This is a genomic window from Streptomyces sp. NPDC037288, assembly GCF_055603265.1.
The window spans coordinates 280,814-302,066 of record NZ_JBVJVY010000007.1 but is presented as its reverse complement, the minus strand read 5'-3'; the positions used below and the strand labels follow the sequence as shown (position 1 = coordinate 302,066).

Annotated in this window: 25 protein-coding genes; 6 read left to right on the top strand and 19 right to left on the bottom strand. The window is 70.0% G+C overall.

Annotation, left to right across the window (positions count from 1 at the left end):
• Window positions 1-12: 12 nt before the first annotated feature.
• The 5 genes from ACZ7GZ_RS11785 to ACZ7GZ_RS11765 all read right to left on the bottom strand — a co-directional run bounded on the left by ACZ7GZ_RS11785 (window position 13) and on the right by ACZ7GZ_RS11765 (window position 3,130).
• The gene (locus ACZ7GZ_RS11785; protein ID WP_471023114.1) at window positions 13-750 is read right to left on the bottom strand and encodes an SRPBCC family protein; all 738 of its coding nucleotides are present in this window, start codon (window positions 748-750) and stop codon (window positions 13-15) included.
• 14 nt (window positions 751-764) lie between these two features.
• On the bottom strand, window positions 765-1,373 hold the full coding sequence (locus tag ACZ7GZ_RS11780) for a helix-turn-helix domain-containing protein (protein ID WP_471023113.1): 609 nt from the start codon (window positions 1,371-1,373) through the stop codon (window positions 765-767).
• Window positions 1,374-1,459: 86 nt separating this feature from the next.
• The gene (locus ACZ7GZ_RS11775; RefSeq protein ID WP_471023111.1) at window positions 1,460-2,050 is read right to left on the bottom strand and encodes a DUF3618 domain-containing protein; all 591 of its coding nucleotides are present in this window, start codon (window positions 2,048-2,050) and stop codon (window positions 1,460-1,462) included.
• Window positions 2,051-2,297: 247 nt separating this feature from the next.
• On the bottom strand, window positions 2,298-2,993 hold the full coding sequence (locus ACZ7GZ_RS11770) for a hypothetical protein (RefSeq protein WP_471023110.1): 696 nt from the start codon (window positions 2,991-2,993) through the stop codon (window positions 2,298-2,300).
• Window positions 2,990-3,130, bottom strand: a complete 141-nt coding sequence (locus tag ACZ7GZ_RS11765) for a hypothetical protein (RefSeq protein WP_471023108.1) — start codon at window positions 3,128-3,130, stop codon at window positions 2,990-2,992. The genes ACZ7GZ_RS11770 and ACZ7GZ_RS11765 overlap by 4 nt, the downstream gene beginning before the upstream one ends.
• Window positions 3,131-3,288: 158 nt before the next feature.
• Here ACZ7GZ_RS11765 and dapA point away from each other — a divergent pair, with 158 nt between their 5' ends.
• Both dapA and ACZ7GZ_RS11755 read left to right on the top strand, forming a co-directional pair.
• Complete coding sequence (dapA, locus tag ACZ7GZ_RS11760; protein WP_471023105.1) at window positions 3,289-4,191, top strand: 4-hydroxy-tetrahydrodipicolinate synthase; 903 nt, start codon at window positions 3,289-3,291, stop codon at window positions 4,189-4,191.
• 606 nt (window positions 4,192-4,797) lie between these two features.
• Window positions 4,798-5,685 carry a CDP-diacylglycerol diphosphatase gene (locus tag ACZ7GZ_RS11755; protein ID WP_471023102.1) on the top strand — a complete coding sequence of 296 codons (888 nt, stop codon included), beginning with the start codon at window positions 4,798-4,800 and terminating at the stop codon, window positions 5,683-5,685.
• A 346-nt stretch (window positions 5,686-6,031) separates the two neighbouring features.
• Here the strand turns inward: ACZ7GZ_RS11755 and dapD are convergent, their stop codons facing one another.
• The 11 genes from dapD to ACZ7GZ_RS11700 all read right to left on the bottom strand — a co-directional run bounded on the left by dapD (window position 6,032) and on the right by ACZ7GZ_RS11700 (window position 14,606).
• Entirely contained in the window at window positions 6,032-7,018 is a 987-nt protein-coding gene (gene dapD / locus ACZ7GZ_RS11750; protein ID WP_471023100.1) for a 2,3,4,5-tetrahydropyridine-2,6-dicarboxylate N-succinyltransferase, read from the bottom strand.
• 64 nt (window positions 7,019-7,082) lie between these two features.
• On the bottom strand, window positions 7,083-7,619 hold the full coding sequence (locus ACZ7GZ_RS11745; protein ID WP_471023097.1) for a TetR/AcrR family transcriptional regulator: 537 nt from the start codon (window positions 7,617-7,619) through the stop codon (window positions 7,083-7,085).
• Window positions 7,619-7,942 carry a DMT family transporter gene (locus tag ACZ7GZ_RS11740; protein WP_471023095.1) on the bottom strand — a complete coding sequence of 108 codons (324 nt, stop codon included), beginning with the start codon at window positions 7,940-7,942 and terminating at the stop codon, window positions 7,619-7,621. The genes ACZ7GZ_RS11745 and ACZ7GZ_RS11740 overlap by 1 nt, the downstream gene beginning before the upstream one ends.
• Before the next feature lie 107 nt (window positions 7,943-8,049).
• A complete protein-coding gene (locus ACZ7GZ_RS11735; RefSeq protein ID WP_030792219.1) occupies window positions 8,050-8,382 on the bottom strand; it encodes a metal-sulfur cluster assembly factor in 333 nt (110 codons plus the stop codon).
• On the bottom strand, window positions 8,379-8,846 hold the full coding sequence (sufU, locus tag ACZ7GZ_RS11730) for a Fe-S cluster assembly sulfur transfer protein SufU (protein WP_471023093.1): 468 nt from the start codon (window positions 8,844-8,846) through the stop codon (window positions 8,379-8,381). The genes ACZ7GZ_RS11735 and sufU overlap by 4 nt, the downstream gene beginning before the upstream one ends.
• Window positions 8,847-8,864: 18 nt before the next feature.
• Window positions 8,865-10,121, bottom strand: a complete 1,257-nt coding sequence (locus tag ACZ7GZ_RS11725) for a cysteine desulfurase (protein WP_471023090.1) — start codon at window positions 10,119-10,121, stop codon at window positions 8,865-8,867.
• On the bottom strand, window positions 10,118-10,882 hold the full coding sequence (gene sufC / locus ACZ7GZ_RS11720) for a Fe-S cluster assembly ATPase SufC (RefSeq protein ID WP_471023089.1): 765 nt from the start codon (window positions 10,880-10,882) through the stop codon (window positions 10,118-10,120). Before sufC ends, ACZ7GZ_RS11725 begins: the two co-directional genes overlap by 4 nt.
• Window positions 10,883-10,889: 7 nt before the next feature.
• Window positions 10,890-11,210 (bottom strand): non-heme iron oxygenase ferredoxin subunit, encoded by a 321-nt coding sequence (locus ACZ7GZ_RS11715; protein ID WP_143637664.1) that lies wholly within the window; start codon window positions 11,208-11,210, stop codon window positions 10,890-10,892.
• Window positions 11,207-12,391, bottom strand: coding sequence for a Fe-S cluster assembly protein SufD (gene sufD, locus ACZ7GZ_RS11710; protein ID WP_471023088.1), 1,185 nt, complete (start codon window positions 12,389-12,391; stop codon window positions 11,207-11,209). Before sufD ends, ACZ7GZ_RS11715 begins: the two co-directional genes overlap by 4 nt.
• Before the next feature lie 62 nt (window positions 12,392-12,453).
• On the bottom strand, window positions 12,454-13,875 hold the full coding sequence (gene sufB / locus ACZ7GZ_RS11705; protein ID WP_471023085.1) for a Fe-S cluster assembly protein SufB: 1,422 nt from the start codon (window positions 13,873-13,875) through the stop codon (window positions 12,454-12,456).
• Entirely contained in the window at window positions 13,872-14,606 is a 735-nt protein-coding gene (locus ACZ7GZ_RS11700) for a helix-turn-helix transcriptional regulator (protein ID WP_471023082.1), read from the bottom strand. The genes sufB and ACZ7GZ_RS11700 overlap by 4 nt, the downstream gene beginning before the upstream one ends.
• 183 nt (window positions 14,607-14,789) lie before the next feature.
• Between ACZ7GZ_RS11700 and ACZ7GZ_RS11695 the strand changes: the two genes are divergently transcribed.
• From ACZ7GZ_RS11695 to ACZ7GZ_RS11680, 4 genes are read left to right on the top strand one after another with little or no spacing between them, the layout of a single operon-like run.
• A complete protein-coding gene (locus ACZ7GZ_RS11695; protein WP_471023080.1) occupies window positions 14,790-15,605 on the top strand; it encodes an AAC(3) family N-acetyltransferase in 816 nt (271 codons plus the stop codon).
• Window positions 15,606-15,636: 31 nt separating this feature from the next.
• Window positions 15,637-16,560: an ABC transporter ATP-binding protein gene (locus ACZ7GZ_RS11690; RefSeq protein WP_471023077.1), complete on the top strand. Its 924-nt coding sequence runs from the start codon at window positions 15,637-15,639 to the stop codon at window positions 16,558-16,560.
• Window positions 16,561-16,613: 53 nt separating this feature from the next.
• Entirely contained in the window at window positions 16,614-17,330 is a 717-nt protein-coding gene (locus ACZ7GZ_RS11685) for an ABC transporter permease (RefSeq protein WP_471023152.1), read from the top strand.
• Between the two features lie 48 nt (window positions 17,331-17,378).
• Window positions 17,379-18,389 carry a COX15/CtaA family protein gene (locus ACZ7GZ_RS11680; protein WP_471023074.1) on the top strand — a complete coding sequence of 337 codons (1,011 nt, stop codon included), beginning with the start codon at window positions 17,379-17,381 and terminating at the stop codon, window positions 18,387-18,389.
• A gap of 142 nt (window positions 18,390-18,531) precedes the next feature.
• Here ACZ7GZ_RS11680 and ACZ7GZ_RS11675 read toward each other — a convergent pair whose 3' ends face one another.
• The 3 genes from ACZ7GZ_RS11675 to ACZ7GZ_RS11665 form a co-directional block, all read right to left on the bottom strand.
• Window positions 18,532-19,638 (bottom strand): amidohydrolase family protein, encoded by a 1,107-nt coding sequence (locus ACZ7GZ_RS11675; RefSeq protein WP_471023072.1) that lies wholly within the window; start codon window positions 19,636-19,638, stop codon window positions 18,532-18,534.
• 173 nt (window positions 19,639-19,811) lie between these two features.
• The gene (locus ACZ7GZ_RS11670; protein WP_471023069.1) at window positions 19,812-20,132 is read right to left on the bottom strand and encodes a hypothetical protein; all 321 of its coding nucleotides are present in this window, start codon (window positions 20,130-20,132) and stop codon (window positions 19,812-19,814) included.
• A 58-nt stretch (window positions 20,133-20,190) separates the two neighbouring features.
• Window positions 20,191-21,195, bottom strand: coding sequence for a heme o synthase (locus tag ACZ7GZ_RS11665; protein ID WP_471023066.1), 1,005 nt, complete (start codon window positions 21,193-21,195; stop codon window positions 20,191-20,193).
• Window positions 21,196-21,253: the final 58 nt, after the last annotated feature.

Below are 21,253 nucleotides of genomic sequence, written 5' to 3'. Positions count from 1 at the left end.
GCCACACGAGGCTCAGGACCGGCTGAACAGGCCGTTCAGCCAGTCCTGCCAGGCGGCCTCGTTCGCCTCGGCATCGGCGTCCGGCGCGAAGTCGTGCACGCTGATGCCGAGCGGCGCGCCCCAGTGCCCGCGTCCGAAGAAGCGGATGAGGGCGCTGGCGGTGCGCAGCCCGATGAAGTACGGGTTCCGGTAGTCGAGCACGGCGTCCAGGGTCGCCCCGCCGGGTCCCCGCACAGTCACCTTCGTACCGGCGCCCGCGTCGTCCGCCAGGCCGAGCGCCCGGCCGACGGCGGCGAGCGCCCGCGGGCTCCGCGCGGCCTCGGGGCCGGTCAGCTGGGCGAAGACGACCGGGCGGGGCGCGAAGTGCGTCAGGTACTCGCACAGGGTGTGCAGATAGAAGTTCGTGTGCTTGCTGGCGCCGTCGTACTGGTTGTTCCAGTCGTCGGTGAAGACACCGCTGTGCACATAGCGCACCCAGGCCCGGCGGCCCTCGTCGCGCGGCTCGATGGTGTAGTCCAGCTGGTTGACCGACTGAACCGGGGAGCCCACGTCCTCACTGCGGTTGGTGTAGCGGTGCGGCGGATCCCAGGCGGTGACCGTCGACCCGAAGGGCCCCTTGCCCCCCTCGCGCGGCTCCGGGGGATCCATCGGCCACAGATAGCCACCGGTACCGGTGGTGACGGCCTCCCAGACCTGCTCCGGAGGGACGTCGACCTCGAACTCGCGGACGATCTCGAATTCCTTCGACATGGCGGGGCTCCTGCTCACTGGTCCAGCACGGGGGTGGACTGGTCCTTGACCGTGGGATGGAGGGCGACGACGATCCGGTGGTCACGGCCGCCCTCGGCGTCGGGCGCGTCGTACTTGCGGACCAGCGCGCTCACGCCCGCCGTCAGCTCCTGCACGAAGGCCGCGCGGTCGGCGGCGGAGGCGAAGCGGACCTGGCCGTCCAGGGCGTAGGTCGCCAGCCGTCTGCGGGCCTTGGCGGCGCCGGTGATCAGCGCTCCGACGTCCCGCACCAGACGGGCGCCGAGCGCGAGCAGCCAGCGCGCGGACAGCTGGTCCCGGAAGCGGTCCGGATCCGGCTGCACGGCGGCGAGAGCGGCCGGTGAGATGACATACGACGCTGCGGTCGCGCGCATCAGCCGCTCGGTGACACTGCCCTTGCGGCGCTCTCCCGCCAGCTCGACCAGGCCGTGCCGCTCCAGCGCCTTGAGGTGGTAGTTCACCTTCTGCCGGGGCAGTCCGACACGGCCGGCCAGCATGGCCGCCGACGCGGGTTCGGCGGCCAGCGCGGCGAGCAGCCGGGCCCGCACGGGGTCCAGCGACGCGGCGGCCGCCTCGGGGTCCTCGATCACGGTCACGTCCAGCATGCGCCCACCCTCCCACCGACAACTTTTTTTGTCCAGACAGACACGGTTGTCGGTGAGCGGGTGGCCTCGGGCCCCGGTCGGACGCCTCAGTGGTGCCGCAGCCTGCGCCAGGTGATACCGGCCGTCACCGCGGCCGCGCCCAGCACGCCCACCACGAGGACCGCACCGGGGTGGCGCGTACCCGCGCGCACCGCACCGCGCAGCGGCTGCGGAACCCTGTCCTGCACGGCGTGCCCGGCGCGCCCGGCCCGGCCCTGCACGGCATGCCCGGCACTGGCCGCCCGGCCCTGCACCGCGTGGCCGGCCCTGGCCGCCTGTCCCTGCACGGCGTGGCCTGCCTGCGCGGCCCTGCCCTGCACCGCGTGCCCTGCCCTGGCCGCCTGGCCCTGCACGGCGTGCCCTGCCTTGGCGGCCCGGTCCTGCACGCCGTGACCGGCGTGGGCGGCGCTCGCGCGCAGCTGCACGCTCATGGCGCCGGCCTTGTCCTTCAGGTCGGCGGCCCGCACCCGGGCCCGGCCCCTGACATCGGCTTTGCCGACCAACTGGGCGACGGCGTGCCCGAGTTGGTGCCTGGTCTGTTCGATCTGCTGCCGCAGCTCGTCGGGGCCCTTGGCGCCCGAGCGGTGCGGTGTCCTGTGCATCATCGGTGTGCCCTTTCCTGCTATGGCGATGCGCATGACGCCTCCTGAGGCCGCACACCGCGTCGAGGGGACGTGCCGGGTGGCGTTCGCCCGCAGCGGCTTCCTCCACCACGCAGCGAGCAGCCCGCCGGACCGAAGGCGGACACCACCCGGCGCGGCACCGACTCACAGACCACCGTAGGCGCGACACCAGCCACGACGCACCCGCACGGGCCGCCGCAGGCATCCAGCGCCCACGCACCCGCAGGCACGCCCCGGACCCGGGTACCCGGACCGGAGACCGTCACCCCTGCCCGCCTGCGCCGCCCCCGCAATCGCCGAGACGCGCTAGTTGACTCTGGAACCAGTCGAGGCGCGCCTGCAACAGCGCCGCCTCCGCGGCGAGTTCGGGCAACCCCGGCTCCGCCCCGTCCGCCAACGCGCCGGAGGGGAGCCCCGTACCGCCGCCCCGCGCCACCACCCGCAGCCCCTCCCCGGCCAGCCGGGCGAACCCGGCGAGCGAGAGGGACGTACGGCCGCGCACACAGCCGGCGCAGACGGGAAGGAGGGCCAGCCAGCCGGGCCTGCCCCAGCCGGCGTCGGCCAGGGCGACGGCGGTGGCGCCGCAGGCGCACGGGCCCGCGGTCGCCGTGCGCACCCGCTGCCGGGCGTAGCGGAAGCCGCGCTCGAAGCGGATGTAGGCACCGAGCACCGTGACCTCCAGCAGGAGTGCCGTCCGGTGCTCGGCGGTGCACAGCATGGCCTCGGCGGCCCCGCGCTCGTGGACGCAGTGGAACCCGCAGTCGCACAGCCGCGCCGGCGGCCGGTGCCGCCGCCCGTAGACGCACGCGGCGTCGTCGAGCACGCCGTACGGCAGCGCACCGCCGAGCGACACTCCGGTGAACCCGGCCCGGGTGCCGTCCTGGGACAGCACAGGGTGGGCGATCTTGTATCCGGTCGGCGGCTCCGTGGGGCGTTCCGCCGGGAGCCGCAGTCTCATCGGACGGCCGGAACCTCTTCGCGGGCCGGCTCGGCCGGTTCGACGTGGACGGTCTCCTCGGGTACCGGGATCTCCTCTTCGCGGACGAGTGGCCGCTCCTCGGCGACTCCGGTGGCCAGTGCCTTGCCGAGCTTCATGGCGCCTCCCATGACTGACGACGTCGGTGACCCTCCGGCCATAGTGACCCATGAGATGCCGAGTTGGACATAGAGCCCTCTACATTGCAGAGATGCTTGTCAATACCTCGTAGAAGAATTAAGTAGAGCTTCACTTACGTGCTGCCGAGACTACTTCCATGACGAGCACACGGACGACCGCCCCGCCCTTTGGCCGCACCCTCTGCGCGATGATCACGCCGTTCACCGAGGCGGGCGCCCTCGACCTGGACGGCGCCCGGAAGCTGGCCGCGTGGCTGGTGGCCGAGGGCTGCGACGGCCTGGTGCTGAACGGCACCACCGGCGAGTCCCCCACCACCACGGACACCGAGAAGGCGGAGCTGATCGCGGCCGTCCGGGAGGCGGTCGGCGACCGGGCGTCCCTGGTCGCGGGCGTGGGCACGGCCGACACCCGGCACACCGTCGAACTGACCCTCGCGGCCGGGCAGGCGGGCGCCGACGGGGTGCTCGTGGTGACGCCGTACTACAGCAGGCCGCCGCAGGAGGCGGTGGAGGCGCACTTCCGCGAGGTCGCCGACGCGAGCGCCCTGCCCGTGATGCTGTACGACATCCCCGGCCGCACCGGCACCCGCATCGAGCCGGAGACGGTGGTCCGCCTCGCCGCACACCCGCGGATCGTGGCCGTCAAGGACTGCTCGTACGACTTCCTCGGCACCCAGAAGGTGCTGGCCCACACGGACCTGGCGTACTACGCGGGCTGCGACGAGCACGTGCTCGCGTTGTACGCGGTCGGCGCGGCGGGCTGTGTGAGCACGGTCGCCAACGCCGTTCCCGGGCACATCGCCGCGATCCTCGACGCGTTCGACGCGGGCGACACCGCCGGGGCGAGGGAACTCCAGCTGCGGGCCACGCCGTTGATCCAGGCGATGACGGGTGCGGGCCTGCCCGGGACAGTCACCGCGAAGGCGCTCCTCAGCCGCCTCGGCCTGCCCGCCGGCCCGGTGCGCGCACCGCTGCTGCCCGCCGGCCGGGAGACGTCCGACGGACTGCTGGCGCTGCAGGCGGAGCTGGTCGCGGGATGATCAGCGCTCGGTGAGGACGGGTTGTGGTGAAGCCGTCCCCCGGAGCGTGTACGACCCTCCACGCGTCGTCGTGGCCGCCGGAGGCGACCGTGCCGTCCCACTGGGCCTCGGTACACCTTCACAGCGCGGACACCGGCGTCGGCCGGGGTGCGGGTGAGCCGGAGCGATGCTCGTCTTCCCGCCACGGACGAGGGACGGGTCCCGCGCAGACGTGGCCCTTTCGCTGGGTGGCGCATTGCGGGTCTGTTCCCAGTTCGTGCCCGTCAGGACGATCTGAGGCAGCTCACGCTCACTGTGCTCGCCACGGTCTCACGTGCATCTTCTATTAACGGCCGCATTTGAACGGCCGACTGCCCCAGGTGTAGGTCGACGTTCCTCTGTCGGCACTCACCCATTCAGTCGACCATGTTTGAGAAATGCGCCCATCACCGCCTAGCCTATGCGCGGATCAGGGAGCGCCCGCCGGTCGGAGCGCGCCGGTCGTACAACACCCCGCCTCCTCGGGCGACTCTCGCGAGGACAATAACTGTCTTAAGTGGGCGCCAGACTGCCGCTCGCCCACCCGCGCCGAAAAACCTAAGCAGAGATCACCATTGGAGGTAGTACATGAATGACCACAAGAGCTCTGCCGGGCTGCCTCGGCGTCAATTCGTCGCACTCTCCGGCACCGTTGGCGCGGCGGCGCTCCTGACCGGTGCGGGAGCAGGCAGAAGTACGGCCGCAGCAGCCCACCCCACACACAACGTACTCTCATCCGACCCGTGCCCCTGCGCTGCGCCTCCCGGCGCAGGCCCCTGCCCCCCTCCCCAGCTTCAGTCTCTCTGTGGCAAGCCCAGCGACAAGGATCCGGTGTGGGAGGACGTCCAGAATTGCATTCAGCACCCGCAGCAACCTCAATGCTTGCATACAACTTCGAACTACGTCGTGCTCCACGGCAAGCCCGAGAGTCCACGCAATTTCCTACTGTGCCCCACTTGTCGAATTACGGGCATCGAATGCCCGTTTCTCGAAAACTCCGAGGTGGCAAATTACTGGAACGATGCATGGGTTAACGCAAAGCCGGGAGGGACTGTCCCCGTGAAATCCAACTTCATCGGGTTGGGGATCAACTCGCAGACCGCCCGACAGTTCAATCAGATGCACATTCACATGGCTGGCGTAGAAGAGAAAACACAGCAGCAGCTCCAGGACCTGGAAACACAAAAACGTATCGCAATCGTCCCCGGGCAATGGCCGCAACACGAGGTATCCCTCACAGGCTCCAAAGGGAATCGCACGTACCGAGCACTCTTGCTCCCCAGCCTGAACGACAATCTCTTCTTTCTATTGGATCACTATGTGGTGAAGCCGCCCCAGACGATGGCGCGCCAAACACTGATCGTGGTGCCGAAGAAGGAGGGCAAGGAATACACCGGGGATTTCTATATCCTGAACAGCGATGAGTCGCTTCACGACGGTACGGACACGTGCGATGAATTGCTCGTGTATACGTAACTCCGTTGGCCTTACGCGGTGACTCCACCCGACGCCGACCGACAACGGCAAGTCGGGCCGCACCGGGCAGGCCGCAGAGGAGTCCGTGTCCCCCGAGCCGTCGAGAAGGAGCGGAAGGTCGCCGAACCTCGGCTTGCAGCGACACGCGGATTCGGTCACCCAGCACTCCGGCCGGTACCCGGTCACACCGGATGTAGATGCGGTGCTCACGCACCAGCGCCCTCCCGGGCCGTCATGGGGCCGTGGAAGGGCGCTCGGTGGTGACCGACGCCGACAAGTGCCGGCAGGTCGGCAGCGGGTCAGAGCGTTGATCGAGTAGGCAGCCGCAAGTCACGGCCGCCGGTGGTCAGTTGTGGCTGTGCAGGATGTCGTTCAGGCCGCCCCAGACCGCGTTGTTCGGGCGGGCCTCGACCTTGCCGCTGACCGAGTTGCGGCGGAAGAGGATGTTGGAGGCGCCGTTCAGCTCGCGGGCCTTGACGATCTGGCCGTCGGGCATGGTGACCCGGGTGCCCGCGGTGATGTAGAGCCCGGCCTCCACCACGCACTCGTCGCCGAGCGCGATGCCGACACCCGCCTCGGCGCCGATCAGACAGCGCTCGCCGATGGAGATGATCACGTTGCCGCCGCCGGACAGGGTGCCCATGGTGGAGGCGCCACCGCCGATGTCGGAGCCGTTGCCGACCACGACGCCCGCGGAGATCCGGCCCTCGACCATCGAGGTGCCGAGCGTGCCGGCGTTGAAGTTGACGAATCCCTCGTGCATGACGGTGGTGCCCTCGGCGAGGTGCGCGCCGAGGCGGACCCGGTCGGCGTCGGCGATGCGCACGCCCTTGGGCGCGACGTAGTCCGTCATGCGCGGGAACTTGTCGATCGAGGTGACCTGGAGGTGCAGGCCCTCGGCGCGGGCGTTGAGCCGCACCTTCTCGATGTCGTCCACGGCGACCGGGCCGAGCGAGGTCCAGGCGACGTTGGCGAGGTGGCCGAAGATGCCGTCCAGGCTCTGGCCGTGCGGCTTGACCAGGCGGTGCGAGAGCAGGTGCAGGCGCAGGTAGACGTCGTGGGCGTCGAGCGGCTTCTCGTCCAGCGAGGCGATGACCGTACGGACCGCGACCACCTCGACGCCCCGGCGGGTGTCCGGGCCGAGCGCCGCGGTCGCGCCGCCGCCCAGCAGTTCGGCCGCCTGCTCGGCGGTCAGCCGCTCGGTGCCGGCCGGGCCCGGCTCCTCGACCAGTTCGGGGGCCGGGAACCAGGTGTCGAGAACGGTGCCGTCGGAGGCGAGGGTGGCGAGGCCGGCGGCGACGGCGCCGGTGGTACGGGAAGCAGACTCGGTCATGGAAGAAAACCTAACGTGAGCGGGGCCGTGAGGGCTAACCGCGTCTCACGTGCCGGGCGCGTCTTCAGGGGATCAGCCGAGCCAGCACGGCGCGGGTGTACTCCTCGTCGTACGAACCGCCGGTCAGCAGCACGTGGAGGCTGATCCCGTCCATCAGCGCGAGCAGGGCGCGGGCCGTGACCGGGTCCGTGCGCCGGGCCAGCAGCGCCGCCGCGTCCTCGGTCCACTCGGCGGCGACGGGGCGCAGCGCGGGGCGCCGCAGTGCCGCGAGATACAGCTCGTACTCCAGCTCCACGCCCGTACGGTCGCCGCCCAGCCACTCGCCCAGCGCGCCGGCGAGGTCACCGGCGAGGTCACCGCCGTCGTCCCGCTCCGGCAGCCGCTCGGCCAGCACCCTGGCGAAGTTCTCGTTCGCCTGCCGCAGCGCGGCCACCATCAGCTCTTCCAGGGTGGCGAAGTGGTACGTCGTGGAGCCGAGCGGGACGTCCGCCTCGGCTGCGACCGAGCGGTGGCTCAGACCGGCGATGCCGTCCCTGCCGACCACACGGATCGCCGCGTCGATGAGGCGCCGGCGCCGGTCGGGGTCGTAGCGGCGGGGCATCAGTGGCTCGCCCCGCCCAGGTTCAGCACGACCACTCCCCCGATGATCAGCAGGATCCCGCCCACCTTGGCGAGGCTCAGCCCCTCCCCGAACAGCAGCAGGCCGAGCACGGCGATGGCCGCGGTGCCCACCCCTGACCAGATCGCGTACGCCGTGCCGATCTGGACCGTCTTCAGCGTCTGGGCGAGCAGCGCGAAGGAGACGACGTAGCCCAGCGTCGTCACGAGCGAGGGCCAGAGCCTGCTGAACCCCTCGCTGTACTTCATCGCCGTCGTCGCGGCGACCTCGGCGGCTATGGCGCCGACGAGCGTCAGGTATCCCATGTGTACGAGCGTACACAACGTTGTGTACGACCGTGCACATGGGCCGCCCCGGGGCACACGAAAAGGGGCCACGGCGTGCTGCCGTGGCCCCTTTCGCAGGCTCTGTCTCAGACGTTGAAGCCGAGCGCCCGAAGCTGCTCGCGGCCGTCGTCCGTGATCTTGTCGGGGCCCCACGGGGGCATCCAGACCCAGTTGATGCGCAGCTCGTTGACGAGGCCGTCCGTGGCGGACTTGGCCTGGTCCTCGATGACGTCCGTCAGCGGGCAGGCCGCGGAGGTCAGGGTCATGTCGACGGTCGCGATGTTGGAGTCGTCGATGTGGATGCCGTAGATCAGGCCGAGGTTGACGACGTCGATGCCCAGCTCGGGGTCGACGACGTCCATCAGGGCCTCGCGGAGTTCCTCCTCCGATGCCGGCTTCATCTCAGCGGTGTCGGTCATGCCGTCTTCCTTTCGGCGGCGGCGCCACCCAGCGCCTGGGCCGTCGCGTCCTTCCACGCCATCCAGCTCAGGAGGGCGCACTTGACCCGCGCGGGGTACTTGGAGACACCGGCGAACGCGACCGCGTCCTCCAGGATGTCCTCCATCGCCTCGTCCGGCTCGATCCTGCCCTTGGACTGCATCAGCTCCAGGAAGGTCTCCTGGATCTTCTGCGCCTCGGTCAGGTCCTTGCCGACCAGCAGCTCGTTCAGCACGGAGGCGGAGGCCTGGCTGATGGAGCAGCCCTGGCCCTCGTACGAGACGTCCGCGATCGTCGTGCCCTCGTACTTCACGCGGAGGGTGATCTCGTCGCCGCACGTCGGGTTCACGTGGTGCACCTCGGCGTCGCCATCCCTCAGACCACGCCCGTGCGGGTTCTTGTAGTGGTCCAGGATGACTTCCTGGTACATGGAGTCCAGCTTCACGGTTTCAGCTCACGCCTCTCAGCCGAAGAAGTTCCGTACGTGCTCCAGGCCGTCGACCAGTGCGTCGATCTCGGCCGGTGTGGAGTACAGGTAGAACGACGCTCGCGTGGTCGCAGGAATTCCGTAGCGCAGGCAGACGGGCCGCGCGCAGTGGTGGCCGACCCGGACGGCGATGCCCTGCTCGTCGAGGACCTGGCCCACGTCGTGCGGGTGGATGTCACCGAGCGTGAAGGAGATCGCCGCACCGCGGTCCTCGGCCGTCGTCGGGCCGATGATCCTGAGGTCCGGGACCTCGCCCAGCTTCTGCACCGCGTACTCGGTGAGGGCGTGCTCGTGGGCGAGGATCTTGTCCATGCCGATCGACTGGAGGTAGTCGATCGCGGCGCCGAGGCCGACCGCCTGGGCGATCGGGGGCGTGCCCGCCTCGAACTTGTGCGGCGCCGGGGCGTACGTGGACGAGTGCATCGAGACGGTCTCGATCATCTCGCCGCCGCCCAGGAACGGGGGCAGGTCCTCCAGCAGCTCCTGGCGGCCCCACAGGACACCGATGCCGGTCGGGCCGCACATCTTGTGACCGGTGAAGGCCACGAAGTCGGCCTGCAGGGCCTGTACGTCCAGCGGCATGTGCGGGGCGGCCTGGGAGGCGTCGATGCAGACCAGCGCGCCGACTTCCTGCGCGCGGCGCACTATCGCCTCGACCGGGTTGACCGTGCCCAGGATGTTCGACACCAGCACGAAGGAGACGATCTTCGTCTTCTCGGTGATGATCTCGTCGATGTTGGACAGGTCGAGCCGGCCGTCGTCGGTGAGGCCGAACCACTTCAGCTTCGCGCCCGTGCGCTGCGCCAGCAGCTGCCACGGCACGATGTTGGAGTGGTGCTCCATCTCCGTGATGACGATCTCGGTCTCGTGGTCCACCCGGTAGGGCTCGTCGGCCCAGCCCAGCATGTTCGCGACGAGGTTCAGCGACTCGGAGGCGTTCTTGGTGAAGATCACCTCGTCGCGGCTGGGCGCGTTGATGAACGCGGCGACCTTGTCGCGCGCGCCCTCGTACAGCGCCGTGGCCTCCTCGGCGAGCACATGCACACCGCGGTGGACGTTGGCGTTGTAGCGCTCGTAGTACTCGCTCAGGGCGTCCAGCACCTGGCGCGGCTTCTGGGAGGTCGCCGCGTTGTCCAGGTACACGAGCTTCTTGCCGTCGTGGACCAGTCGGTCCAGGACGGGGAAGTCCTTGCGGATCGCCTCGGTGTCGAGGAGGCCCGACAGCTGTGTCACGCGGATGCGCCACCCTTCGTGTATGCCTCGTAGCCCTCGTCCTCCAGCTTGTCGGCGAGCTCGGCACCGCCGGACTCGACGATCCGGCCGCCGGAGAAGACGTGGACGAAGTCGGGCTTGATGTAGCGCAGGATGCGCGTGTAGTGCGTGATCAGCAGGGTGCCGACCTCGCCGGTCTCGCGGACGCGGTTGACGCCCTCGGAGACGATGCGGAGCGCGTCGACGTCCAGGCCGGAGTCGGTCTCGTCGAGGATCGCGACCTTCGGCTTGAGCAGCTCCAGCTGGAGGATCTCGTGGCGCTTCTTCTCACCGCCGGAGAAGCCCTCGTTCACGTTGCGCTCGGCGAAGGACGGGTCCATGTTGAGGTGCTCCATGGCCTCCTTGACCTCCTTCACCCAGGTGCGCAGCTTGGGGGCCTCGCCGCGGATGGCGGTGGCGGAGGTGCGCAGGAAGTTGGAGACCGAGACGCCGGGGACCTCGACCGGGTACTGCATCGCCAGGAACAGGCCGGCGCGGGCGCGCTCGTCGACGGACATCTCCAGGACGTCCTCGCCGTCGAGCAGCACGGTGCCCTCGGTGATCGTGTACTTCGGGTGACCCGCGAGCGAGTAGGCGAGGGTCGACTTGCCCGAGCCGTTGGGGCCCATGATGGCGTGCGTCTCGCCCTGCTTCACGGTGAGGTCGACGCCCTTGAGGATCTCCTTCGTGGCGTTGTCGGCCTCGACGGTGACGTGCAGGTCTCGGATTTCAAGCGTTGCCATGGGTGCCTCAGGACTCCTGGGTGAGGGAGACGAGCACGTCGTCCCCTTCGATCTTTACGGGGTATACGGGGACGGGGCGCGTGGCCGGGAGGCCGGACGGCTTGCCGGTGCGCAGGTCGAAGCTGGAGCCGTGCAGCCAGCACTCGATCTGGCAGTCCTCCACCTCGCCCTCGGAGAGCGAGACGTTGGCGTGGGAGCAGATGTCGTGGATGGCGAACACCTCCCCCTCGGTCTTCACGACCGAGACCGGCGTGCCGTCGAGTTCCACCCGCTTCGGGGTGTCCTCCTCCAGCTCGCTCAGCCCGCAGGCGCGTACGAAGGACGTCATGCGACCGAGGCCTCCAGCTCCTCCTCGATCTTGGCGAGCAGGCGCTCCTCGATGTCGGCGACACCGATCTGCTGGACCAGCTCGGCGAAGAAGCCGCGGACCACCAGGCGGCGGGCCTCGTGCTCCGGGATGCCGCGGGCCATCAGGTAGAAGAGCTGCTCGTCGTCGAAGCGGCCGGTGGCCGAGGCGTGGCCGGCGCCGACGATCTCGCCCGTCTCGATCTCCAGGTTCGGCACCGAGTCGACGCGCGCGCCGTCCGTGAGGACCAGGTTGCGGTTCATCTCGTAGGTGTCCGTGCCCTCGGCCGCGGCCTCGATGAGCACGTCACCGATCCAGACCGCGTGCGCGTCGTCGCCCTGGAGCGCGCCCTTGTAGGCGACGTTCGACTTGCAGTGCGGGGTGTTGTGGGTGACCAGCAGGCGGTGCTCCTGGTGCTGGCCGGCGTCCGTGAAGTAGAGGCCGAACAGCTCGGCTTCGCCACCCGTGCCGGCGTACTCGACGCGCGGGTGCAGGCGTACGAGGTCGCCGCCGAAGGTGACCACGAAGGACTTGAAGGTGGCGTCCCGGCCGATCAGCGCGTTGTGCTGGCCCACGTGCACGGCCTTGTCGTCCCAGTCCTGGACGGAGACGACGGTCAGCTTGGCGCCGTCGCCCAGGACGTAGTCGACGTTGGCGGCGAGCACCGCGTCACCGGTGTGGTCGATGACGACGACGGCCTCGGCGAAGGCGCCCAGCTCGATCACCTGGTGGCCGTAGGCGACCCCGCCCTCGCCGTGCACGGCGATCCGGATCGGCTCGGTGAGCACCGTCTCCTTGGGGACGGTGACCACTCCGGCCTGCTCGAAGGCGGAGTACGCCTGGGCGGCGACGCGGTCCACCGGGGTGCCGGCCCTGCCGATGCGGGCGTCGTCGCGGCCGACGGTCTCGACGGTCACGCCCTCGGGGGCCTGGACGTCCACCTTCACGCCGTCGCCGGTCGCGACCGCGGTGCCGTCGTGCAGCCCGCGCAGCCGCTCCAGCGGCGTGAACCGCCACTCCTCCTCACGGCCGTGCGGGACCGGGAAGTCCGCCACGTCGAAGGACGGGGGCGCGCTCATGCGCGAGACGACGGTCGACTCGGCGGCGACCGCGATCTGGCCCGCGGTGGTGGATCCCACGGGGATGTTCTGAGCCTCAGCCATGGCTGTCGGTCTGCTCTCTTTCCTGCGTCAGATTTCGCTAGCTGTCGTCCGGACTGCGGGCCTTAGCCGACCGCGCCTTCCATCTGCAGCTCGATCAGCCGGTTGAGCTCGAGGGCGTACTCCATGGGCAGCTCCTTGGCGATCGGCTCGACGAAGCCGCGCACGATCATCGCCATCGCCTCGAACTCGGTCAGACCGCGGCTCATCAGGTAGAAGAGCTGGTCCTCGGAGACCTTGGAGACGGTCGCCTCGTGGCCCATGGACACGTCGTCCTCGCGGACGTCGACGTAGGGGTACGTGTCGGAGCGGGAGATGGTGTCGACCAGCAGCGCGTCACACAGCACGTTGGACTTGGAGCCGTGGGCACCCTCGCCGATCTCGACCAGGCCGCGGTACGAGGTACGGCCGCCACCGCGCGCCACCGACTTGGAGACGATGTTGGACGAGGTGTTCGGCGCCATGTGGACCATCTTCGAACCGGCGTCCTGGTGCTGGCCCTCGCCCGCGAAGGCGATGGACAGGGTCTCGCCCTTGGCGTGCTCGCCCATCAGGTAGACGGCCGGGTACTTCATCGTCACCTTGGAGCCGATGTTGCCGTCGATCCACTCCATGGTCGCGCCCTCGTAGGCCACGGCGCGCTTGGTGACCAGGTTGTAGACGTTGTTCGACCAGTTCTGGATGGTCGTGTAGCGGCAGCGGGCGTTCTTCTTGACGATGATCTCGACGACCGCGGAGTGCAGCGAGTCCGACTTGTAGATCGGCGCCGTGCAGCCCTCGACGTAGTGCACGTAGGCACCCTCGTCGACGATGATCAGGGTCCGCTCGAACTGGCCCATGTTCTCCGTGTTGATGCGGAAGTAGGCCTGCAGCGGAATCTCGACGTGCACACCCTTCGGCACGTAGATGAAGGAGCCACCGGACCACACGGCGGTGTTCAGCGCGGCGAACTTGTTGTCACCGGCCGGGATGACCGTGCCGAAGTACTCCTTGAAGAGCTCCGGGTGCTCCTTCAGGGCGGTGTCGGTGTCGAGGAAGATGACGCCCTGCTCCTCCAGGTCCTCGCGGATCTGGTGGTAGACGACCTCCGACTCGTACTGGGCGGCGACGCCGGCGACCAGGCGCTGCTTCTCGGCCTCCGGGATGCCCAGCTTGTCGTAGGTGTTCTTGATGTCCTCGGGCAGGTCCTCCCAGGACTCCGCCTGCTTCTCCGTGGAGCGCACGAAGTACTTGATGTTGTCGAAGTCGATGCCCGAGAGGTCGGAGCCCCAGTTCGGCATCGGCTTCTTCTCGAAGAGCTTCAGGCCCTTCAGGCGCAGCTTCGTCATCCACTCCGGCTCCGACTTCTTGCCGGAGATGTCGCGGACGACCTCCACGTTCAGGCCACGCCTGGCGGAGGCACCGGCCACGTCGGAGTCGGCCCAGCCGTATTCGTACTTGCCCAGGCCCTCGAGTTCGGGGTGGGCAGTCTCCGTGGGGAGAGTCATGCGGGGTTCCTCCCGGCCGTGCTTGCAGGTGCGTCAGTGGATGTCTTGGGGATGAACGTCGTGCAGACGCCGTCGCCGTGCGCGATGGTCGCCAGTCGCTGGACATGGGTACCCAGTAGCTCGGCGAAGATCTCCGTCTCCGCCTCGCACAGCTGCGGGAACTGCTCCGCGACGTGGGCGACCGGGCAGTGGTGCTGGCACAGCTGTTCGCCGACCGGTGCGCTGCGCGCCGTAGCAGCGTACCCGTCGACGCTCAGGGCCTTGGCCAGTGCTTCCGCGCGTTTGTCGGGCGTCGCGGCCTCGATCGCCTTGCGGTACGCGCTCGCCTGGGCGGTGATCCGGGCGCGGGCGAAGGCGGCGACCGCCTCGGGGCCGCCCCCCTGTTCGGCGATCCAGCGGAGCGCGTCCGCGGCGAGCTTGTCGTACGACTGGTCGAAGGCGTCCCGGCCGCAGTCGGTCAGCGCGAAGACCCTGGCGGGGCGGCCACGCGTGCGCGTGCCGTACACGCGCTGTTCGCGGGCCTCCACGACGTCGTCGGCGACCAGCGCGTCCAGGTGACGCCGGACGGCCGCCTGGGTCAGTCCCAGCCGGCCGGCGAGCTCGGCGACGGTCGACGGGCCGTGGTCCAGGATGGATCGCGCGACGCGGTTGCGCGTGGAGCGCTCACCGGTCGCGAGTTCCTCCTGCGGGGCCCCCAGGGGGGTCTCCCGAGCCTCGCCGACGTTTTTCACAACGCCATTGTTGCGTAATTCCGCAGAGACTGACAAGCGCCGTCCGGATCATCGAGCGGTGCCCTGCGTCACTTAGGCATACCTAATCCGACCTGCGGAAACGATCTCTGATCGATCGTTCACCAGACCCTGACCAGGTAAATCGGTGGCAGCGGACGGGCCCGTCGGGAAGACTCGAGGACCATGCCGATACCCCCTCCGACCGGCCCGCTTGTCACGCGCGACACCATCGCCGCACAGCTGCGTCTGCTGGGTGTGAACACCGGCGAGATCCTCCTGGTGCACTCCTCACTCCGCTCCCTCGGCTGGGTGAACGGAGGCGCCGTCGCGGTCGTCCAGGGTCTGCTCGACGCCCTCGGCCCGTCGGGCACGCTGGTCGTCCCGACCCAGTCGGCCGACCTGTCCGACCCGGCCGCGTGGGGAAACCCGCCGGTGCCCGAGGAGTGGTGGGACCGGATCCGCGCCACGATGCCCGCCTACGACCCGCTGATCACCCCCACCCGTGGCGTCGGCGTGGTCCCGGAGACCGCACGGACCTGGCCCGGCGCCCTGCGCAGCGCGCACCCGCAGACCTCGTTCGCGGCGCTCGGTCCGCACGCGCGGGAGATCACCGACGGCCACGCGCCCGACTGCCGGCTCGGCGAGCGCAGCCCGCTGGCCCGGCTGGAGAAGCTGGGCGCCCGGGTGCTGCTGCTGGGCGTGGGATACGACTCCTGCACCAGCTTCCACCTGGCCGAGTACCGCATCCCGTCCCCGCTGGTGCAGGTCGGCCGCCCGGCGCCGGGCGGCGGCTGGGAGACGGTGGTCGAGGTGTCGATCACCTCCGACCGCTTCGACGAGCTGGGGCACGACTTCGAACGGGACCGTCCCGTCGTCCGCGCGAAGGTCGGCGCCGCCGAGGCCCGGCTGTTCCCCGTCGCCGACGCGGTGGCCTACGCCGAGCGGTGGCTGGCCGTCCACCGGCCCCGTGAGGAGGAGATCTCCCACCCCCGCGCCTGACCGGCCCGGTGCTTCCCTAGACTCTGGACCCATGCGAAGCGAGCCCGTGGTTCAGGTCCAGGCCCTGGTGAAGCGGTACGGCACGAAGACCGCGGTGGACGGCCTCGACCTGGTGGCCGGGGCGGGCGTGACCGCCGTACTCGGCCCCAACGGGGCGGGAAAGACGACCACGGTCGAGACCTGCGAGGGGTACCGGAAGCCGGATTCCGGCACCGTGCGGGTCCTGGGGCTCGACCCGGTGCGCCGGTCCGCCGAGCTGCGTCCCCGTATCGGTGTGATGCTCCAGTCCGGCGGCGTGTACTCCGGCGCCCGGGCCGACGAGATGCTGCGGCACGTGGCCAGGCTGCACGCCCATCCGCTGGACGTGGACGCGCTGATCGAGCGGCTGGGTCTCGGCGGCTGCGGGCGGACCAGCTACCGGCGGCTGTCCGGCGGCCAGCAGCAGCGGCTCGCGCTCGCCATGGCCGTCGTGGGGCGCCCGGAGCTGGTCTTCCTGGACGAGCCGACGGCCGGACTGGACCCGCAGGCCCGCCGGGCCACCTGGGACCTGGTGAAGGACCTGCGCACCGACGGTGTCTCGGTGATCCTCACCACGCACTACATGGAAGAGGCCGAGCAGCTCGCCGACGACGTGGCGATCATCGACGGCGGCCGGGTCATCGCCCAGGGCTCCCCGGAGGAGCTGTGCAAGGGCGGCGCCGAGAACACCCTGCGCTTCACCGGCCGCCCCGGCCTCGACGTGGGCTCCCTGCTGAAGGCGCTCCCGGCCGACTGCACGGCCGCCGAGCTGACCCCGGGCAGCTACCGGGTCGTCGGCAAGGTCGACCCGCAGCTGCTGGCCACCGTGACCTCCTGGTGCGCCCAGCACGGGGTGATGCCGGACCGCATCTCGGTGGAGCGGCACACGCTGGAGGACGTTTTTCTGGAGCTCACAGGCAAGGAGCTGCGCTCGTGACGACCGCAACCGGTACGTACGCCCCCAAGCCGGGTGCGGCGCCCCTCCCCCGCATGATCGCGGCACAGGCGGCGCTGGAGACGAAGATGCTGCTGCGCAACGGCGAGCAACTGCTGCTGACGGTCGTCATCCCGACGCTGCTTCTGGTGCTCTTCAGCTCCGTGGACGTCGTGGACACCGGCAAGGGCGAGGCGGTGGACTTCCTGGCTCCCGGCGTCCTGGCGCTGGCCGTGATGTCGACGGCGTTCACCGGGCAGGCCATCGCGACCGGCTTCGAGCGCCGCTACGGCGTACTCAAGCGGCTCGCCTCCTCGCCGCTGCCCCGCTGGGCCCTGATGACCGCCAAGACGGCGTCCGTGCTGGTCACCGAGGTCCTCCAGGTGATCCTGCTGACGGTGATCGCCTTCGCGCTGGGCTGGTCCCCGCACGGCAACCCCGCCGCCGTCCTGCTCCTCCTCGTCCTCGGTACGGCCGCCTTCTCCGGGCTCGGTCTGCTGATGGCGGGCACGCTGAAGGCGGAGGCGACCCTGGCCGCCGCCAACCTGGTCTTCCTGCTGCTGCTCGTCGGCGGCGGCGTCATCGTGCCGCTGGAGAAGTTCGGCCCGGCCGCACAGCACGTGCTCGGGCTGCTGCCCATTTCCGCGCTGTCGGACGGTGTGCGGGACGTGCTCCAGCACGGGGCCGGGATGCCGTGGGGCGACCTGGGGATTCTGGCGGTGTGGGCGGTCGTCGCCCTGGCCGCCGCAGGAAAGTTCTTCCGCTGGGAGTGAGCCGCCACGGTGGCCCCTCGTGAAAGCATGCACAAGCGGCGGCCTACGATGGTGCCCGTGCCCAAGCTGAACCCCGCCGACGCCGCTGCGGCTCTGCGCAACCCGCTCGCCTTCATCGCCGACCGCTGGACCCCGGACCCCCGGACGGTCCGGCGGGCCGCCCTCGCCGCGCTCGTGATGTCGGTGGTCATCGTCGTCACCGGCGGCGCCGTACGCCTGACCGGATCCGGACTCGGCTGCCCGACCTGGCCGGAGTGCACCGACGGCTCGCTGACCCCGACGAACGCGCTGAGCTACCACAGCGCGATCGAGTTCGGTAACCGGATGCTGACGTACGTGCTGTGCGCGGCGGTCGGCTGGGCGATCATCGCCGCGCGGTCCGCGAAGCCGTGGCGGCGCGACCTGACCCGGCTGGGCTGGGCCCAGTTCTGGCTCGTGATGGGCAACGCGATCCTCGGCGGCATCGTGGTGCTCGTGGGCCTCAACCCGTACACCGTCGCCGCCCACTTCCTGCTGGCGACGGCCCTGATCACGGTCGCCGCGGTGATGTGGCAGCGCACGCGCGAGGGCGACGCGGCACCCCGGCCGCTGGTCGGCAAGGCCGTGCAGCAGCTGGTGTGGTTCCTGCTGAGCGCGTCCCTCCTGCTCATCGCGGTCGGCACGGTGGTGACCGGAGCCGGGCCGCACGCGGGTGACTCCAGCGAGGTCAAGCGGATCCCCATCGACTGGGAGACCGTGGCCAAGCTGCACGCGGTGCTCGCGTGGATCGTGGTGACGCTGACGTTCGCGCTGTGGTTCGTGCTGAAGGCGGTGGACGCGCCGAGTGGGCCGCTGGCGCGCACACGGGAGCTGTTCCTGATCCTGCTCGGTCAGGGCGTGATCGGTTACGTGCAGTACTTCACCCATCTGCCCGAGCTGCTGGTGGCACTGCACATGTTCGGTTCCTGCCTGGTGTGGATCGGCGTCCTGCGGGTCCTGCTGTCGCTCCGCGAACGCCCGGAGGACACCCTCGACCTGCCCGGCCCCTCGGCCGAGGTGACGGCGGGCACGCACGCGTGAGTCACGCGTACGCGGTGGGCGAGGAAGCCGCAGTGGAGTTTCGCGGCCGGAGGTGAGGCGCGCAGTCTCCGGTGAGGGCCACCGGCCGTCGTACGGCCCCGGGGCGCGGTTCGCCGGCCGGCATCCGCCCGGTCCGGACAGCTCACCGAAGTCCGTAGACCCGGCGCGCGTTGTCCGCCGCGACCATGCGGGCCACCCGCTGGGCGTCCTCCAGCGACCAGGCGCCGTCGGCGACCCAGGTGCCCAGGATCCGGTTCAGGGCCTCGCAGAAGAGGCGGGCGCCGACGACGTGCAGCTCGGGCAGGCCGTGGGCGCCGGTGGAGAAGAGGATCTTGCCGAAGGGCGCCAGCTCCAGGATCTCGGCGAGGACCGTGGCCGCGCGGGCGCCGGTACGCACGAGTGCGGCGCCGGAGTCGGCGTAGACGTGCGGGAAGACTCCGGCCAGATGGGCGGCGTGACGATGGTACGGATAGCCGTGCAGCAGGATCAGGTCGGTACCGAGGCCGGCCGTGGCCCGGACGAAGTCGGTCAGCAGCACGGGGTCGGTGCGGTCGATGCGGGAGCCCGGCTCGCCGAGCCCGGCGTGCAGCTGCAGGGGCAGGCCCGAGGCGACCGCGATCCACAGCAGGTGCCGGAGCAGCACGGGGTCGGTGAGCGTCCCGCCGACCCGCCGCCCGGCCAGCCAGCGGCCCGCCGCGCCCCGCACCTCCCCCGGTCCCGGCGGCTCGGGCGCGAGGGCCAGGCCGTGTCTGAGGCCGGCGACGGAGGTGAAGGCGACGGCGTCCGCGGCGGCGCCGTGCACGGACTCGGCGAGGTTGGCGAGGAAGGACTCGACGGTGCCGGAGGTGTCCGCGACCTGCTCCGCGAGCAGCTCCAGCCGGACGATCTCACGGGCCTGGGCGCCGCCGTCACAGGCCATCTCGGCGGGGCCGGTGAGATCGCCGGGCAGGCCGGTGTCGACGAGATACGTGGTGATGCCGCTGCCGCGCAGCAGCCTGCGGCCCGTTTCCAGGACGCCCAGTTCCCGGCGCCGGGCCAGATAGCGGGCGGGCAGGCAGTGCGGTTCGAGGCCGAGCAGGGGTGGGCACCAGCGCCGTACGGCGAAGCCCGTCTGGGTGTCGAAGAGGGTGGTGCCGGGCGCGGGTGGGCCCTCGGTGCGGGCCAGCTGGGCCTCGAAGGTGCCGAGGCCCAGTTCCGTCCGCAGTACGCCGTGGCAGTACTGGTCCACGAGGGACGGCGTTTCGATCATCCGGGGCTCCCCGCGTGCGCTGGCTTGACCGGCCTAACGGGTGAACGGGGTTCGAGGTCGCGGTCGAGCTCGGGACTGCGAGTTCGTTGGCGGCTTGAGACCGTATGTGGTTGATCGCGTCCCCGCGGCGGAGCCGCATACCGATACGATTCCGCGCCCTTTCGAGCGCGGGATCAACCGCCGATCTGCATGCCGGCCATCCGCTTCCACTCGTACTTCCCCGTCGTCACCTTCGCTGCGAACTCGCCGTCGAAGGACTCGTGGACGGTGATGCCGGACTTCTCGACGGCCTTCTCGGCGATCTCGGTGCTGGGGGCCACGAGGTCGCCCCAGCCGCCGTCCTCGCCCACGAGCACGATACGGGCGCCGCGCTCGCCGATGTGGGCCACCTGGCCCTCGGCGCCGCCGTGGGCCTTGGCGAAGGTGCTGATCTGGTGGGCGAGCTTCGCCGCCTTGCGCTCGGCCTTCGGGTCAACCTGCTGCGTGTCTGCCATGACCAGGATGCTACTCATGAGTAGATCAACTGGCGAGAGCAGGCCTGTGTGACGTGTGTCAGCGCAGGAACGGATCCACCGCGACCGCGACGAACAGGATCGACACATAGGTGATCGACCAGTGGAACAGCCGCATCTCCTTCAGCTTCCCGCCCGTCACCTCGGCCTTCGCCCGGTTCTGCAGCCCGTGCGCCTCCCACAGCCAGAAGCCGCCGGCCGCGAGGGCGACCACCGTGTAGAACCAGCCGGTGTAGCCGAGCGGGGTCAGGAGCAGGGAGACCAGGACCATCACCCAGCTGTAGATGACGATCTGGCGGGCGACGACCTTGTTGGAGGCGATGACCGGCAGCATCGGCACGCCCACGCGCGCGTAGTCCTCCTTGACCTTCATGGACAGCGGCCAGTAGTGCGGCGGCGTCCAGAAGAACATGACGAGGAAGAGGATGACCGGCGCCCAGGACATCGAGTTCGTGACCGAGGACCAGCCGATGAGCACCGGGAGGCAGCCGGCGATGCCGCCCCACACGATGTTCTGCGACGTACGCCGCTTGAGGATCATCGTGTAGACGACGACGTAGAAGAGGAGCGCTCCGAGCGACAGCCAGGCGCTCAGCCAGTTGACGGTGAAGCCGAACAGCAGCGTCGAGACGACCGCCAGGGTGATGCCGAAGGCCAGGCACTCGGGCGGGCTGACCATGCCGGTCACCAGCGGCCGCTGCGAGGTGCGGTCCATCAGGGCGTCGATGTCCCGGTCGATGTACATGTTGAGCGCGTTGGCGCCGCCCGCGGAGAGGTAGCCGCCGACGCAGGTGAGCAGGACCAGCTCGAGGTCCGGCACGCCCCGCTGCGCCAGGAACATCACCGGAACGGTGGTGATGAGCAGCAGCTCGATGATCCGCGGCTTGGTCAGAGCCACGAACGCCTTGACACGGGCCCCGAACGGCCGGTGAACCGGGCCCTGGCTCGCACCACCCAGCACGCCCTCCCCCCGAGCCTGAAGGGCCTGGGAGGTACCCCCAGGACGGGATTCGACGGCCGTCACGCACACCCCTGACAGAGACATCCCAGCGAGCCTCCCCGTGTGAAGTCCCGGTAAAGGCTCGCGCGTACCACGCCACTTT

Excerpts from the sequence above, each read along its gene's own strand:
- sufD (WP_471023088.1), bottom strand. The coding sequence starts at position 12,391 with ATGGCTGAGGCTCAGAACATCCCCGTGGGATCCACCACCGCGGGCCAG.
- ACZ7GZ_RS11740 (WP_471023095.1), bottom strand. The coding sequence starts at position 7,942 with ATGGGATACCTGACGCTCGTCGGCGCCATAGCCGCCGAGGTCGCCGCG.
- ACZ7GZ_RS11670 (WP_471023069.1), bottom strand. The coding sequence starts at position 20,132 with ATGGCAGACACGCAGCAGGTTGACCCGAAGGCCGAGCGCAAGGCGGCG.
- ACZ7GZ_RS11675 (WP_471023072.1), bottom strand. The coding sequence starts at position 19,638 with ATGATCGAAACGCCGTCCCTCGTGGACCAGTACTGCCACGGCGTACTG.
- ACZ7GZ_RS11715 (WP_143637664.1), bottom strand. The coding sequence starts at position 11,210 with ATGACGTCCTTCGTACGCGCCTGCGGGCTGAGCGAGCTGGAGGAGGAC.
- ACZ7GZ_RS11665 (WP_471023066.1), bottom strand. The coding sequence starts at position 21,195 with ATGTCTCTGTCAGGGGTGTGCGTGACGGCCGTCGAATCCCGTCCTGGG.
- ACZ7GZ_RS11785 (WP_471023114.1), bottom strand. The coding sequence starts at position 750 with ATGTCGAAGGAATTCGAGATCGTCCGCGAGTTCGAGGTCGACGTCCCT.
- ACZ7GZ_RS11690 (WP_471023077.1), top strand. The coding sequence starts at position 15,637 with ATGCGAAGCGAGCCCGTGGTTCAGGTCCAGGCCCTGGTGAAGCGGTAC.
- dapD (WP_471023100.1), bottom strand. The coding sequence starts at position 7,018 with ATGACCGAGTCTGCTTCCCGTACCACCGGCGCCGTCGCCGCCGGCCTC.
- ACZ7GZ_RS11765 (WP_471023108.1), bottom strand. The coding sequence starts at position 3,130 with ATGAAGCTCGGCAAGGCACTGGCCACCGGAGTCGCCGAGGAGCGGCCA.
- ACZ7GZ_RS11745 (WP_471023097.1), bottom strand. The coding sequence starts at position 7,619 with ATGCCCCGCCGCTACGACCCCGACCGGCGCCGGCGCCTCATCGACGCG.
- sufB (WP_471023085.1), bottom strand. The coding sequence starts at position 13,875 with ATGACTCTCCCCACGGAGACTGCCCACCCCGAACTCGAGGGCCTGGGC.
- dapA (WP_471023105.1), top strand. The coding sequence starts at position 3,289 with ATGACGAGCACACGGACGACCGCCCCGCCCTTTGGCCGCACCCTCTGC.
- ACZ7GZ_RS11780 (WP_471023113.1), bottom strand. The coding sequence starts at position 1,373 with ATGCTGGACGTGACCGTGATCGAGGACCCCGAGGCGGCCGCCGCGTCG.
- ACZ7GZ_RS11685 (WP_471023152.1), top strand. The coding sequence starts at position 16,614 with ATGATCGCGGCACAGGCGGCGCTGGAGACGAAGATGCTGCTGCGCAAC.
- ACZ7GZ_RS11680 (WP_471023074.1), top strand. The coding sequence starts at position 17,379 with ATGGTGCCCGTGCCCAAGCTGAACCCCGCCGACGCCGCTGCGGCTCTG.
- ACZ7GZ_RS11775 (WP_471023111.1), bottom strand. The coding sequence starts at position 2,050 with ATGCGCATCGCCATAGCAGGAAAGGGCACACCGATGATGCACAGGACA.
- ACZ7GZ_RS11770 (WP_471023110.1), bottom strand. The coding sequence starts at position 2,993 with ATGAGACTGCGGCTCCCGGCGGAACGCCCCACGGAGCCGCCGACCGGA.
- ACZ7GZ_RS11695 (WP_471023080.1), top strand. The coding sequence starts at position 14,790 with ATGCCGATACCCCCTCCGACCGGCCCGCTTGTCACGCGCGACACCATC.
- ACZ7GZ_RS11755 (WP_471023102.1), top strand. The coding sequence starts at position 4,798 with ATGAATGACCACAAGAGCTCTGCCGGGCTGCCTCGGCGTCAATTCGTC.
- sufC (WP_471023089.1), bottom strand. The coding sequence starts at position 10,882 with ATGGCAACGCTTGAAATCCGAGACCTGCACGTCACCGTCGAGGCCGAC.
- ACZ7GZ_RS11735 (WP_030792219.1), bottom strand. The coding sequence starts at position 8,382 with ATGACCGACACCGCTGAGATGAAGCCGGCATCGGAGGAGGAACTCCGC.